The organism is Rhodospirillales bacterium (assembly GCA_016699855.1).
In the GTDB taxonomy this organism is placed as follows: Bacteria; Pseudomonadota; Alphaproteobacteria; order Reyranellales; family Reyranellaceae.
In genome coordinates this window covers 258,438-271,413 of the sequence record CP064988.1, presented here as the reverse complement: position 1 = coordinate 271,413, position 12,976 = coordinate 258,438, and the positions used below count along the sequence as shown (strand labels likewise).

At 71.5% G+C, this 12,976-nt stretch carries 12 protein-coding genes and 1 pseudogene; 3 read left to right on the top strand and 10 right to left on the bottom strand.

Features of this window, described 5'->3' with window-relative positions; genetic code table 11:
* Positions 1–15: 15 nt before the first annotated feature.
* The 3 genes from IPK81_01250 to IPK81_01240 all read right to left on the bottom strand — a co-directional run bounded on the left by IPK81_01250 (position 16) and on the right by IPK81_01240 (position 2,179).
* Complete coding sequence (locus tag IPK81_01250) at positions 16–1,137, bottom strand: efflux RND transporter periplasmic adaptor subunit (GenBank protein QQS12940.1); 1,122 nt, start codon at positions 1,135–1,137, stop codon at positions 16–18.
* The gene (locus tag IPK81_01245) at positions 1,134–1,688 is read right to left on the bottom strand and encodes a TetR/AcrR family transcriptional regulator (GenBank protein QQS12939.1); all 555 of its coding nucleotides are present in this window, start codon (positions 1,686–1,688) and stop codon (positions 1,134–1,136) included. Before IPK81_01245 ends, IPK81_01250 begins: the two co-directional genes overlap by 4 nt.
* A 155-nt stretch (positions 1,689–1,843) precedes the next feature.
* Positions 1,844–2,179, bottom strand: coding sequence for a DUF2794 domain-containing protein (locus IPK81_01240; GenBank protein QQS12938.1), 336 nt, complete (start codon positions 2,177–2,179; stop codon positions 1,844–1,846).
* Positions 2,180–2,330: 151 nt separating this feature from the next.
* Between IPK81_01240 and IPK81_01235 the strand changes: the two genes are divergently transcribed.
* The 3 genes from IPK81_01235 to der are packed head-to-tail and all read left to right on the top strand — an operon-like array spanning position 2,331 to position 5,922.
* Positions 2,331–3,005, top strand: a complete 675-nt coding sequence (locus tag IPK81_01235) for a tetratricopeptide repeat protein (GenBank protein QQS12937.1) — start codon at positions 2,331–2,333, stop codon at positions 3,003–3,005.
* Between the two features lie 41 nt (positions 3,006–3,046).
* Positions 3,047–4,387: a PQQ-binding-like beta-propeller repeat protein gene (locus IPK81_01230; GenBank protein ID QQS12936.1), complete on the top strand. Its 1,341-nt coding sequence runs from the start codon at positions 3,047–3,049 to the stop codon at positions 4,385–4,387.
* Positions 4,384–5,922 (top strand): ribosome biogenesis GTPase Der, encoded by a 1,539-nt coding sequence (der, locus tag IPK81_01225; GenBank protein ID QQS12935.1) that lies wholly within the window; start codon positions 4,384–4,386, stop codon positions 5,920–5,922. The genes IPK81_01230 and der overlap by 4 nt, the downstream gene beginning before the upstream one ends.
* A 6-nt stretch (positions 5,923–5,928) precedes the next feature.
* On the opposite strand, the gene IPK81_01220 is transcribed toward der, so the two are convergent.
* From IPK81_01220 to IPK81_01190, 7 genes and pseudogenes are all read right to left on the bottom strand, one after another.
* Positions 5,929–6,693 (bottom strand): SDR family NAD(P)-dependent oxidoreductase, encoded by a 765-nt coding sequence (locus IPK81_01220; GenBank protein QQS12934.1) that lies wholly within the window; start codon positions 6,691–6,693, stop codon positions 5,929–5,931.
* A gap of 4 nt (positions 6,694–6,697) precedes the next feature.
* Positions 6,698–8,180: pseudogene (locus IPK81_01215) on the bottom strand (amidophosphoribosyltransferase).
* A gap of 44 nt (positions 8,181–8,224) precedes the next feature.
* Positions 8,225–8,893, bottom strand: coding sequence for a CvpA family protein (locus tag IPK81_01210; GenBank protein ID QQS12933.1), 669 nt, complete (start codon positions 8,891–8,893; stop codon positions 8,225–8,227).
* Between the two features lie 6 nt (positions 8,894–8,899).
* Entirely contained in the window at positions 8,900–10,378 is a 1,479-nt protein-coding gene (radA, locus tag IPK81_01205) for a DNA repair protein RadA (protein ID QQS12932.1), read from the bottom strand.
* A gap of 49 nt (positions 10,379–10,427) precedes the next feature.
* A complete protein-coding gene (locus IPK81_01200; protein QQS12931.1) occupies positions 10,428–11,330 on the bottom strand; it encodes a hypothetical protein in 903 nt (300 codons plus the stop codon).
* Between the two features lie 113 nt (positions 11,331–11,443).
* Positions 11,444–12,247, bottom strand: coding sequence for an ABC transporter ATP-binding protein (locus tag IPK81_01195; GenBank protein ID QQS12930.1), 804 nt, complete (start codon positions 12,245–12,247; stop codon positions 11,444–11,446).
* Complete coding sequence (locus IPK81_01190) at positions 12,244–12,957, bottom strand: ABC transporter permease (protein QQS14915.1); 714 nt, start codon at positions 12,955–12,957, stop codon at positions 12,244–12,246. Before IPK81_01190 ends, IPK81_01195 begins: the two co-directional genes overlap by 4 nt.
* Positions 12,958–12,976: the final 19 nt, after the last annotated feature.

Genomic DNA, 12,976 nt, shown 5'->3' with positions numbered 1-12,976 from the left:
CGTCGGCGGCCGGGATTACTTCGCGCCCTCGACCTTGACGGCCTGTCCCGCCTTGAGGCCGGGCAGGGGGGCGACCACGACGCGCTCGCCGGCCGCGACGCCCTCGACCTCGACCAGCTCGCCGCGGTCCCAGCGCGCGCCGGCCCTCACCGCGACGCGCGTCAGCCCGCCGTCGCGCAGCGCCAGCACGTGGTCGCCGCCCGCGTCGCGGCGCAGGGCCGCGACCGGCAGCGCGATGGCGCCGAGCTTCTCCGCCACCACGGCCTCGCCGGTGCCGAACAACCCGCCGCGCAGCGCCGGATCGCCGTCGAGGATCTCGACGAACACCAGCACCGAGCGCGAGCCGGCCTGCGTGGTCGGGCTGATGCGCGCGACGCGGGCGCGGAAGACGCGCTCCGGGAAGCCCTCGACCGAGGCCGCCACCGGCTGGTCGACCTTCAGGCGCACGACGTCGGCCGCCGGCACCTGGGCCGCGATCTCGACCCGCGTGGTGTCGAGCAGGGTCAGGATCCTGCCGTCGACCGGCAGCGACTCGCCGGGATTGGCCAGACGCTCGCCGACGATCCCGGCCATCGGCGCGCGCACCTCGGCGTCGGCCAGCGCCTTGCGCGCGAGCTCGACCTGGGCCTCGTTGACGGCGACCATCGACTTCTTGGCGTCGGCGACGGCGGTGGCCTGCGCCAGCGCCGTCTGGGCCACGACCTTCTGCTCGAACAGGCGCTCCTTGTCGGAGCGGTCCTTCTCGGCCCAGCGCGCCTCGGCGCGCGCCGCCTCCAGCGCCGACAGCCGCTCGTTGAGCCGGGTGGTCGCGTCGGTCGTCTCGAACCGCGCGAGCACCTGGCCGATCACGACGCGGTCGCCTTCGCGCACCAGCACCTCCGCCAGCTTGGCGGCGACGCGTGATTTCACGACGGTCTGGTCGACCGGCTGGGTCGAGCCGGTGAAGCGCACGATCTCGCGCAGGTCGCGCGGCGCGATGGTGGCGATCTCGACCGGCGACAACTCGAGCGGCCGGCCGGCCGCCGCGCCGGCCAGGGCCGGCGGCCGCGCCTGGCGCTGGCCGGCGATGTACGCGCCGATGCCGCCCGCCGCGGCCAGCACGGCGATGCCGAGGAGGAACATGTCGCGCGTCCTCATGGCCGTAGCCCCGCGAGCATGAGATCGAGATAGGCGTCGAAGAAGCCATCGCAGGATGGCGAGGACGGATCGTGCGGCAGCAGGGAGCGGCGCCACATCGAGTACATCCCCAGCGGTGACCGCAGCGCCACGGCGGTGGCTTCGACATCCGCCAGCGGGCGCACCTCGCCGCGCGCCATGCCACGGTGGAGCACGTCGACGAACACTTTCAGGCCGCGCTTCTCGATCTCGTCGACGAAGTAGCGCGCCACGTCCGGGAAGTTGCCGGCCTCGGAGACCACCAACTTGAGGACACCTCCGGCCGGGCTGTCGTCGAACACCCGGAACCGGGCGACGAGCTCGCGCAGTAGCGCCGCGGTGGTGCCGGAAAAGGTGGCGACCAGGTCGGCGCCGGAGTTCAGCGGGCCGAGGATGGCCTCGGCGATCACCGCCTTGAACAGCTCCTCCTTGCTGCGGAAATACAGGTAGGGGAGGCCCTTGCTGACGCCGGCGGCTTTGGCGACGTCATGCAACTTGGTGGCGGCGAAGCCACGCTCGGTGAACAGCAGCATGGCCGCATGGACGATTTCCCGGCGCCGATCCTCCGGGCGTCGGATCCGTCGCGGGCGGGGCAGGTTGATCGGTCCGTTCGCCGGATCGATATTGACTGACTGGTCAGTATTCATTCGCGCGATATAGGGGCGCGCCGCGCCGGAATCAAGCGGCGTCAGGAGCCGAGCAGGCGGAGTTGACGGTCGAAGATCCGCAGCGCGTCCGGCAACGTGTCGCCGGACGCCAGCCGCCGGGGGCCGTTGAAGACCTGGAAGCGGCCGTCACGGTGCCCGCCGGCGACCTTGGCGATGGCGAATAGCGGCTGCTCGGCGGCGTGCCGGAAGATCGAGAATACCGCCATGCCGGGGCGGAAATCGATGGCGTAGTCCCGCCACTCGCCGGAGGCGACCCGGCGGCTGTAGAGGTTCAGAAGCTCGGTCAACTCCCGTCGGTCGAAGGTCACGACGCGGCGGCGGGCGCGGGCGTCGGCGAGATTCAGCAGATTCGTCATGCGTCGGCGCGGCGCCCCGGAACGGTCTGAACGACCCCGCAAGTCTTGCAGAATCGCGCCGGACGGTAAAGCCGGGCGCGGTTTGCCAAACCTGGGGCCCCGGGCTAGAACCCGGCGCGGGAATGCCGCGCAAGATGTTGGGAACACGCGTGTGAGCGACATAATCCGCGAAGTCGACGAGGCGGTACGCCAGGACCAGGCCCGGGAGTGGTGGAACCGCTACGGAAACTGGGTCGTGGGCGCCTGCGTCGGGGTCGTGGTCGCGGTCGCCGCATGGCAGGGCTGGAGCGTCTACCGGGACGACCAGCGAGGGGCGGCGGGCGCCGCCTTCTCGGTCGCCGTGGCCGACGCCGGCAAGGACGCGAAAACGGCCATTCCCGCGCTTGAGCGGATCGCGGCCGGCGGGGTGGAGCCCTATGCCGGATTCGCCCGCCTCAAGATCGCGCAATTGAAAGCCGAGTCGGGTGACAAACCCGCCGCCGCCGCCGCGTACGACGCCGCCGCCAAAGCCGCGGCGAGCGAGGATCTCCGCGACGTCGCCATCCTGCTGGGCGCCATGCAGGCGTTCGACACGGCGCCTTCCGACGAGTTGATCGCCCGCCTGCAGCCGCTGACGGCGGCCGGCCGGCCGTTGCGTCCATCGGCGATGGAATTGACGGCGGCGCTGGCGCTGAAGGCCGGCGACACCGCCCGGGCGCGGACCTTGTGGATCGAGATCGCCGCCGATCCGGGCGCGCCCACGACGCTGCGCGACCGCGTGCGCGAGCTGCTGGCGGCGGCCGGCGGCGAGCCGCCCACGCCGGCGCCGACCCCCGCCAAGCCATGATCGACGACGACGGCCGCGCGCCGAGAATCGGAACCGACACCATGACGAAGCAATCCTTCGCGCGCTCCGGCGGCGCGTTCGCGCTCGCCGCCATGCTGGTCGCGCTGACGGGCTGCGACCTGTTCGGATCGTCGAAGCCGCCGCTGCCGGGCGAGCGTGTGGCGGTGTCCAGCCAGGACACCGATGCCAAGCCGGATCCCGATGCCGGCGCGTCCGGCCCGCTGACGCTGCCGAAGCCCGTCTCCAACGATTCGTGGCCCCAATCCGGCGGTTTCGCGCACTATTCGATGCAGCATCTCGCGTTGGCGGACGCTCCGCAGATCGCGTGGACCGCCAGCGTCGGCGCCGGCTCGACGTACGAGCGGCAGTTGCTGGCGCCCCCGATCGTCGCCGAGGGCCGGGTGTTCGTGAAGGACGCGCTCAGCAGCGTCTCGGCGTTCGACGCCGCCACCGGCGCGCTGGTGTGGCGCAAGCGTCTGGAACCCAAGAAGAGCCGCGACGCCGACGAGTTCGGGGGAGGTTTGGCCTTCTACGGCGGCCGCCTTTTCGTCACGACCGGCTTCGCCGACGTGTTCGCGCTCAATCCGGCGACGGGCGACGAGATCTGGCGCGCGCCGGCGAGCGCGCCGGTCCGCGGCGCGCCGACGGTCTTCCAGGACCGGGTGCTGTCGATCAGCATCGACAGCCGCCTCCAGGCGCTGGCCGCGGTCGACGGCTCGCCGCTCTGGGACTACTCGGCGCTGTCCGAGAGCGCCGCGTTCATGGCCGGCGCGAGCGCGGCGGCGGCCGGGGAGGTCGTGGTCGCCCCGTTCAGCTCGGGCGAACTGGTCGCGTTGCGCCTCGACAACGGCCGGCAGGCCTGGAACGAATCGCTGGTCGGCTCGCGCCGCGGTGCCGGCGCCGTCGCGGCGCTGACCGATATCCGCAGCCGCCCGGTGATCGACGGCGACCGCGCCATCGCGATCGGTAGCGCCGGACAGATCGCGGCCGTGGACCTGCGCAGCGGCACGCGCCTGTGGGACCGCCAGATCGCCGGCGCGCAGACCCCGTGGGTGGCCGGCGGGTTCATCTTCATCATCAGCGGCGCCGCCGAGGTCATCTGCCTCAACCGCGAGGACGGCAAGATCCGCTGGGTCACGCCCCTGACCGCGTTCAAGGACGAGAAGAAGAAGAAAGATCCGCTGCTGTGGTCGGGGCCGGTGCTCGCCGGCGACCGGCTGCTGGTCGCCGGCTCCAACGGCGAGCTGCTGTCGCTCTCCCCGTACGACGGCAAGCCGCTCGGCAAGATCGTGATCGGCTCCCCGGTTCTCATCGCACCGATCGTCGCCGACAGGACGGCCTACGTCCTCACCGACAGCGGCCGCCTGATCGCCATCCGGTGAGCGACGCCCGCGCCGGCCGGCCGGCCTCACGCGGCCCGGCGAAGAACAAACGGCACCGCCGCGACCGTCCCGCGACACCGACGCGCACCCTGGCGCTTGTCGGGCGCCCGAACGTCGGCAAGTCGACGCTGTTCAACCGCCTGGTCGGCCGCCGCACCGCCATCGTCGCCGATGAGCCCGGCACCACGCGCGACCGCCGCGAGGGCGTCGGCCGGCTCGCGGACCTGACCTTCGGCGTCGTCGACACCGCCGGCTGGGACGAGGCCAAGGGCGACGCTCTGGAGGCGCGCATGCGCCACCAGACCGAGAAGGCCGTCGCGGCGGCCGACGCGGTGATGTTCGTGGTCGACGGCCGCGCCGGCATCACGGCGCTCGACAAGAGCTTCGCCAACTGGCTGCGCGCGCACGCCCGCAAGACCGTGCTGGTGGTCAACAAGTGCGAGAGCGCCGAGGCGGCCGCCGGCATCGGCGAGGCGTTCGCGCTGGGGCTGGGCGATCCGGTCGCGATCTCCGGCGCGCACGGGCAGGGCATGGGCGAGCTGCACGACGCGCTCGAGCCGCTGCTGCGCGATCCCGAATCGACGCCGCAAGACGACGAGGCGCCCGACGAGGACGGCGATGACGGCTCCGTCGCCGGGCTCGATGTCGACGTCGACGCCGCCGAGGCCGTCGCGTGGGAGGGCGGCGGCGTCGAGGACGCCCCCGACCGGCCGCTGCAGCTCGCCATCATCGGACGGCCGAACGTCGGCAAGTCGACGCTGCTCAACCGTCTGCTCGGCGAGGAGCGCGTGCTGACGGGTCCGGAGGCCGGCATCACGCGCGACGCGATCGCCGTGGACTGGAGCTTCCGCGGCCGGCCGATCCGGCTGGTCGACACCGCCGGCCTGCGCCGCCGCGCCAACATCTCGGCCAAGCTGGAGAGCATGTCGGCGCGCGACACGCTGGAGACCGTGCGCTACGCCGACGTCGTCGTCGTCACGCTCGACGCCGAGCAGATGCTGGAGAAGCAGGATCTCTCCATCGCCCGCATGGTCGTCGAGGAAGGCCGCGCGCTGGTCATCGCCGTCAACAAGGTCGACCTGCTCGACGCCGGCGGACCGAAGGCCCGCACGCAGGCGTGGAAGCGGCTGACGGACCGGCTCGAGGCGTCGTTCGCGCAGGTCAAGGGCGTGCCGATCGTCGGCTTCTCGGCCCGCACCGGCCGCGGCGTCGAGAAGCTGATGCCGGCCGTCATGTCGATCTACGAGGTCTGGAACAAGCGCGTGCCGACGCCGGCGTTCAACCGCTGGCTCGGCGTCATGCTCGAGCGCAACCCGCCGCCGATGGTCGACGGCCGCCGCATCCGGATCCGCTTCGGCGCCCAGGTGAAGACGCGGCCGCCGACTTTCGCGCTGTTCGTCTCGAAGCCGGCGGAGCTGCCCGACAGCTACCTGCGCTATCTGATCAACGCGCTGCGCGACGATTTCGGCATGCCCGGCACGCCGATCCGCGTCGTCACGCGCAAGCCCAAGAATCCGTACGCCGACGCCGGCTGAGCGCCGTCAGTGCCGCGCCGCGCCGCGCGCCGCCAGCCATTCGTCGGCCGCCACCCAGGCGCCGTTGAGCGCGCAGGCCTCCTCCGCCAACGGCACGAACGCCTCCGCGACATCGTCGGGCGACGGCAGCGTCGCGGGATCCTCGCCGGGAAACACCTCGGCGCGCAGCTTGGTGCGCGTCGGGCCGGGGTTGACCAGGTTGGCGCGCACGGCGGTGTGCGCGATCTCGGCGGCGTAGGTCCGCACCAGCGTCTCGAGCGCCGATTTACTGGCCGCGTACGGGCCCCAGTAGGGCACGCTGCGCGCCGTGACGCCGGAGGTGACGAAGATCGCGCGCCCGGCCGGCGCGACGCGCAGCAGCGGATCGAACGCGCGGATCAGCCGCCAGTTGGCGGTGACGTTGACGGCGAGGATGCGGTCGAACTGCTTCGGCTCGACATGGCCGACCGGCGACAACGCGCCGAGCACGCCGGCGTTGCCGACCAGCACGTCGAGGCGCCCGAAACGGCCGTGCAGCGCCTCGGCCATGCGGTCGATCGCCGGACCGTCGGTGATGTCGAGCGGCACCAGCGTGGCGCTGCCGCCGGCCGCTTGGATGGCGTCGTCGAGCTCCTCGAGGCCGCCGGTGGTGCGTGCCACCGCGACGATGTGCGCGCCCTCGGCCGCGAAACGCCGCGCCACGGCGGCGCCGATGCCGCGCGACGCGCCCGTCACGAGCGCGACGCGGCCCGCGAGCCGGCCGGCGCCGGACCGTTCCGCCGTCCTGTCCATCGTGTCAGGCCGTCTCTTTGAGCAGCGACAGCTGGCGCTGGTCCGGATCCTCGTGGTCGTCGAGGCTGATCGGGTAGTCGCCGGTGAAGCAGGCGTCGCAGAATTTCGGATCCGCGGCGTCGCGCCGCGCCAGGCCGACGGCGCGGTAGAGCCCGTCGATCGAGACGAAGGCGAGGGAATCGACGCCGATGAACCGGGCCATGCCGGCGACGTCCATCCGCGCGGCCAGCAGCTTGTCGCGCTCCGGCGTGTCGACGCCGTAGTAGCAGGAGTGCGTGGTCGGCGGCGCGGCGATGCGCATGTGGACCTCGCGCGCGCCGGCGGCGCGCACCATGGCGACGATCTTGACCGAGGTCGTGCCGCGCACGATCGAAGTCGTCGACCAGGATGACGCGCCGTCCCGCCAGTGTGGCGCGGTTGGCGTTGTGCTTCAGCTTCACGCCGAGATGGCGGATGTGGTCGGCCGGCTCGATGAAGGTGCGGCCGACGTAGTGGTTGCGGATGATGCCGAGCTCGAACGGCAGGTCCGCCTGGGCGGCGTAGCCCATCGCGGCGGGCACGCCCGAATCCGGCACCGGCACGACGACGTCGGCGTCGACGTGGCTCTCGCGCGCCAGCTCGACGCCGATGCGTTTGCGCACTTCGTAGACGCCCAGGCCCTCGACGCTCGAATCCGGACGGGCGAAGTAGATGTGCTCGAACACGCAGAAGCGGCGCGAGGCCTTGTTGAACGGCTTGATCGACTTCACGCCGTCCTTGCCGACGATCACCAGCTCGCCCGGCTCGACGTCGCGCACGAAGGTGGCGCCGATGATGTCGAGGCCGACCGTCTCGGAGCACAGGATCCACGCGCCGTCGAGGCGCCCCAGCACCAGCGGCCGCACGCCGTGCGGATCGCGCACGCCCATCAGGCCATCGGCCGTGAGCATGACCAGCGAGTAGGCGCCCTTGACCTGCTGCAGGGCGTCGATCAGCCGGTCGACGACGGTGTGGTAGGTCGAGCGCGAGATCAGGTGGTTGACGACCTCGGTGTCCATCGTCGACTGGAACAGGCAGCCGCGCCGCACGAGTTCCCGCCGGAGCTGCACGGCGTTGGTCAGATTGCCGTTATGGGCGATGGCGAAGCCGCCGAAGTCGAAATCGGCGTAGATCGGCTGCACGTTGCGCAGCATGGTCTCGCCGGTCGTGGCGTAGCGGTTGTGGCCGATGGCGGACTGGCCCTTGAGCTTCCGCATGACGGCTTCTTCGCCGAAGATGTCGCCGACGAGCCCCAGTCCGCGGTGGCTGGGGAAGGTCGCGCCGTCGAAGGCGACGATGCCGGAGGCCTCCTGGCCGCGGTGCTGCAGCGCGTGCAGCCCGAGCGCGGTGTGGGCGGCGGCGTCGACCGTGCCGTAGATTCCGAAGATCGCGCATTCTTCGCGCAATTTGTCGTCGTCGAGCGGATTCGTGCCGGAAAACGTGCCGGGATCCACGATCACCCTCCGCATGTACGCGCGCTTCGGTGGGGGCCCGAAGGCGGCCCCTTATACTCCTATCGCGGCGTCGTGCCAGCGGGATTCGGGGCGCCGGCGGGGGGCGTCGCGAGCGCCGGCGGCGCACCGGCCGGGGGGGCCACGGCGGGTCCCGCGCCGGCCGGCGGAGCGCCCGGCTCGCCGGCGCCGGGCGTGGCCGGCGCCTGGGGTTTGACCGAGATCGACCGGGCCCGGGTCTTGAAGCTCTCCGGCAGCCGGGGCTCGATCAGCGCGGCGCCCTCGCGGACGATCGGGAAGGTCATCGCCTCGGAGACGATCCGCGGCAGGGGATCGGGCCGCACGATGTAGGTGTAGAGCAGGAACGCGGTCGACAGCACCAGCACGCCGCAGCCGGCGCCGAAGCCCAGTCCGAGGATCTTGTCGGGGGTCTTCAGCGCGCTGCCGCGCACGAACTTGCCGATCGTGCCGGCGATCATCGTGAACGCCATGAGCGCCAGCACGAACACCCCGAGCAGGGTGGCGAAGTACGCGACCTGCGGCCCGGAGACGAACTTCTCGACCTCCGGTTGGAGCACCGGGGTCAGCTGCCAGGCGGCCACCCCGGCGCCGACCCAGGCGCCGATGAACAGGACGGCGTGCACCAGCCCGCTCGACAGGCCCATGAGGCCCGCGAAGATCAGGACGCCGAAGGCGACGATGTCGAGAGGGGTCAGGCCGAACGATTCCATGGTCCGTCAGTCGTTGTCGGCGGACCGACGGGTCGCCGGCGCTCCGGCGCGGCGGCCGTCGCCCGCCTCCGTCCGCCGCTGCGGCACCCGGCCGGGCGGCCGGAGTCGGGCCACAAGGTCGGATAGATGCGAGATTTCGTCAACGTCGATGCCGGTGGCCGCCCGCGGCGCGGCGCCGGCGCCGGCGGGGCGCGCCGGCGGCGCCAGCGCGCGCGCGAAGCCCAGCTTGGCGGCCTCCTTGAGGCGGGCGTCGCGCTGGCTGACGGCCCGGACCTCGCCGCCGAGCCCGATCTCGCCGAACACCACCATGTCGCCCGGCACCGGCTCGTCGGCCAGCGACGACAGCAGCGCCGCGGCGACCGCCAGATCGGCCGCCGGCTCGCCGATCCTCAGGCCGCCGGCGACGTTGAGATACACGTCGTTGGGGCCGATCGAGACGCCGCAGCGCGCCTCCAGCACCGCGAGCACCATCGACAGGCGGTTGTTGTCCCAGCCGACCACGGCGTGGCGCGGCGTCGCGAAGGAGGAGGGCGACACCAGCGCCTGGATCTCGACCAGCAGCGGGCGCGTGCCCTCGACGCCGGCGAACACGCAGGCGCCCGACACCGCGCCGCGGCGCTCGGCGAGGAACAGGGCGGAGGGATTGGCGACGTCGGTCAGGCCGCGGTCGGACATCTCGAACACGCCGATCTCGTCGGTCGGCCCGAAGCGGTTCTTCACGGTGCGCAGGATGCGGAACTGGTGGCCGCGCTCGCCCTCGAAATAGAGGACGGTGTCGACCATGTGCTCGAGCACGCGCGGCCCGGCGATGGTGCCCTCCTTGGTGACGTGGCCGACCAGCAGCACGGTCACGCCGCGGCGTTTGGCCAGCTCGATCAGCGCCTGGGCGCTGGCCCGGACCTGGGTGACGGTGCCCGGCGTGCTGTCGACGGTGTCCAGCCACATCGTCTGGATCGAGTCGATGACCGCGACCTGCGGCGCGTCGCGCGCCTCCAGCGTGGCGACGATGTCGCGCACCGACGTCGCGGTCGCGAGCTGCACCGGCGCGTCGGCCAGCCCCAGCCGCGCCGCCCGCAGGCGCACCTGGTCGAGCGCCTCCTCGCCGGAGATGTAGGCGCAGCCCACGCCGCTCTTCGCCAGGGCGGCCGCGACCTGCAGCAGCAGCGTCGATTTGCCGATGCCGGGATCGCCGCCGATCAACAGCGCCGAACCCTGCACCAGGCCGCCGCCGCACACGCGGTCGAACTCGGCGGTGCCGGTGAGATGGCGCGGCTGGCGCTCGGAGACGCCGGTCAGGCCGGCGAAGTCGATGCGCCGTCCCTTGCCGCCGCCCGACCGCGCCAGCGGACTGCCGGGGGCCGCCGCCGCGCCGCCGGTCTCCTCGGCGATGGAATTCCACGCGCCGCAGGACTCGCACTTGCCCGCCCATTTCGTGTGGACGGCGCCGCAGCTCTGGCAGGCGAAGAGCTTCTGGGGTTTGGCCATGGCCCCTTATGGCCAATCCGGTGCCGCCGCGGCAAGCGCGCCGCCGGGATCAGAGCTTGGCGGCGATGAAGCCGTAGAAATGGTTGAGGAAGTCCTTCTTCGCCAGCCGGCCCGTGCCGGACGGCACCGCCCGGGCGCCGTCGCCCCATGTGAAGATCGTGAACCGCACGGTCTCGTTGGGGCCCTGCGCGATGGGCGAGGTGAGGCCGACCCAGTGGTTGGGGATCAGCGAGCCCTTGGTGGCGTCGCCCTGGATCATCTTGGCGTTGATGAACAGCACGACCTGGTGGCCCTGCTGCAGCAGGCGGCTGGCGTCGAGCGCGTCGTTCCAGCTCCGGTCGCGCAGCACGCTGGTGCGTTCGACCACCTCGCGGAAGCCGGTCCGCCTGAACCAGCGGGACACCTCGCGCGGCATCGTGATGCCGGCGATGTTGTCGTCGACCGCGAGCACCGTGCGGATCGTCGTCCGCAGGAAACCCTTCGCGACCGACGCCGCGACGTTGTCGTCCATGCTGGCGAAGCGGAAGAAGGCGTTCTCCGAGTTGCGGATCGACGCCATCGTCACCCAGTCCGCCGGCGACACGTCGGGCGGCGGCGCGACCTTGAACAGGTGCCGCCTCGGCTTGATCTCGAGCGTGCCGATCGTCGCCTCGCCCTTCTCGTACAGCGCGATCGCGAAGCGGACGTAGGCTTCAGGGTCGGCCTGGATCAGGCTGAACAGGAACGCCGCCGGCCCGCAGGTCGGCGTATGGTCGCCCTGGTTGATGAAATGGGGATTGCGGGCGATGGCGCGGAGATCGTCGGCGAAGGCCGTCTTGTCGACGAAGCTCCAGATCGCGGTCGCGCCGCGCTCCATGAACCGCTTGATCAGCTCGTCGATGCCCGGAATCTTGATCAGGCTGGACTGCTTGGCGGCCGGTCGTCGCGCGAGGAAGGCGTTGTCAGCGGGCATGGCCGAAGGTCCCCCGTGGCGGGCGGCGCCATCATCGGCCCCGGTCCCGCCGATATGAACACCGCCCCGCCGCCGTTATTCCCGGCGCCGGCGGATCGACCGGCCGGCGTACCCTAGCCCTTGCGCACCGCCATCTTGATCGGACCCTCGGCGCTGCCGTGGATGAACTGCTCGACGTAGGGATTGCCCGACCGGTCGATGTCGCCGACCGGCCCCTGCCAGATCAGCTTGCCCTCGTAGATCATGGCGATGCGGTCGCCGATCTTGCGGGCGCTGTGCATGTCGTGGGTGATCGAGATCGTGGTCGCGCCCAGCTCGCGCACGCATTTGACGATCAGGTCGTTGATGACGTCCGACATGATCGGATCGAGCCCGGTGGTCGGCTCGTCGAAGAAGATGATCTCCGGCTCGCGGGCGATGGCGCGGGCCAGCGAGACGCGCTTCTGCATGCCGCCGGACAGCTCCGAGGGGCGCAGTTCGCCGACCTCGGGAGGCAGTCCCACCGCCGCCAGCTTGGCGAGCGCGATCTCCTTCGCGGCCGCCGGGGCGACGCCGTCGCTCTGGATCGGGCCGAACGCCACGTTCTCCCAGACCGACAGCGAATCGAACAGCGCGCCGCCCTGGAACAGCATGCCGAACTTGCGCATGACCTCGGTGCGCTCGCCGCCCGATATCCCGACGGTCTCCATGCCGTCGATCTTGATCGAACCGGCGTCGGGAGCGATCAGGCCGAGCACGCACTTGATCAGCACCGATTTGCCGCTGCCGGAGCCGCCGATGATGACCAGCGACTGGCCGCGCGGCACGTCGACGTCGATCCCGTCGAGCACCTTCTTGGCGCCGAACGCCTTGCGCACGCCGCGCAGGCTGATCTTGGGTTCCGCCGGCGCGGCGGGATCGGTCGGCGTCGTGGTCATGGCGCGCGCGCGAAGAACAGCTCGGTGATGAAGTAGTTGAAGGTCAGGATCAGGATCGAGGCCGAGACCACCGCGGCCGTGGTCGCCGCGCCGACGCCCTGCGCACCGCCTTTGGAGTGGTAGCCGTGGTAGCAGCCCATCAGCGCGATCAGGAAGCCGAACACCGCCGCCTTCACGAGGCCCGAGAACACGTCCTGGAACTGGAGGAAGTCGATCGTGTTGCGGATGTACGTCGCCGAGTTGAAGTCGAGCTTGTAGACGCCGACCACGTAGCCGCCGAGGATGCCGATCGAATCGGCGACCATGACGAGGATCGGCAGGGTGACGATGGCCGCGATCAGGCGCGGCGCGACGAGGTACTTGAACGGGTCGGTCGACAGCGTGGTCAGGGCGTCGATCTGCTCGGTGACGCGCATCGTGCCGATCTCGGCCGCCATCGCCGCGCCGACGCGTCCGGCGACCATCAGGCCCGCCAGCACCGGCCCGAGCTCGCGGGTCAGCGACACCACGACGACGTTGGGGATGGCGCTCTCGGCCGAGAACCGCGCGAAACCCGTGTAGCTCTGCAGCGCCAGCACCATGCCGGTGAAGATCGCCGTCAGGCCGACCACGGGCAGCGAGTAGTAGCCGATCTCCAGCATCTGCCGGAGGATCTGGCGGTGGTAGATCGGCGGCCGCACGCAGTTCCAAACGGCGCGGCCGGCGAACATCGTGACCGAGCCGGCCGCC

Coding starts and splice junctions, on each gene's coding strand:
- IPK81_01200 (QQS12931.1), bottom strand. CDS start 11,330: ATGCCCGCTGACAACGCCTTCCTCGCGCGACGACCGGCCGCCAAGCAG.
- IPK81_01245 (QQS12939.1), bottom strand. CDS start 1,688: ATGCTGCTGTTCACCGAGCGTGGCTTCGCCGCCACCAAGTTGCATGAC.
- IPK81_01250 (QQS12940.1), bottom strand. CDS start 1,137: ATGAGGACGCGCGACATGTTCCTCCTCGGCATCGCCGTGCTGGCCGCG.
- IPK81_01210 (QQS12933.1), bottom strand. CDS start 8,893: ATGGAATCGTTCGGCCTGACCCCTCTCGACATCGTCGCCTTCGGCGTC.
- radA (QQS12932.1), bottom strand. CDS start 10,378: ATGGCCAAACCCCAGAAGCTCTTCGCCTGCCAGAGCTGCGGCGCCGTC.
- IPK81_01195 (QQS12930.1), bottom strand. CDS start 12,247: ATGACCACGACGCCGACCGATCCCGCCGCGCCGGCGGAACCCAAGATC.
- IPK81_01240 (QQS12938.1), bottom strand. CDS start 2,179: ATGACGAATCTGCTGAATCTCGCCGACGCCCGCGCCCGCCGCCGCGTC.
- IPK81_01230 (QQS12936.1), top strand. CDS start 3,047: ATGACGAAGCAATCCTTCGCGCGCTCCGGCGGCGCGTTCGCGCTCGCC.
- IPK81_01220 (QQS12934.1), bottom strand. CDS start 6,693: ATGGACAGGACGGCGGAACGGTCCGGCGCCGGCCGGCTCGCGGGCCGC.
- IPK81_01190 (QQS14915.1), bottom strand. CDS start 12,957: ATGTTCGCCGGCCGCGCCGTTTGGAACTGCGTGCGGCCGCCGATCTAC.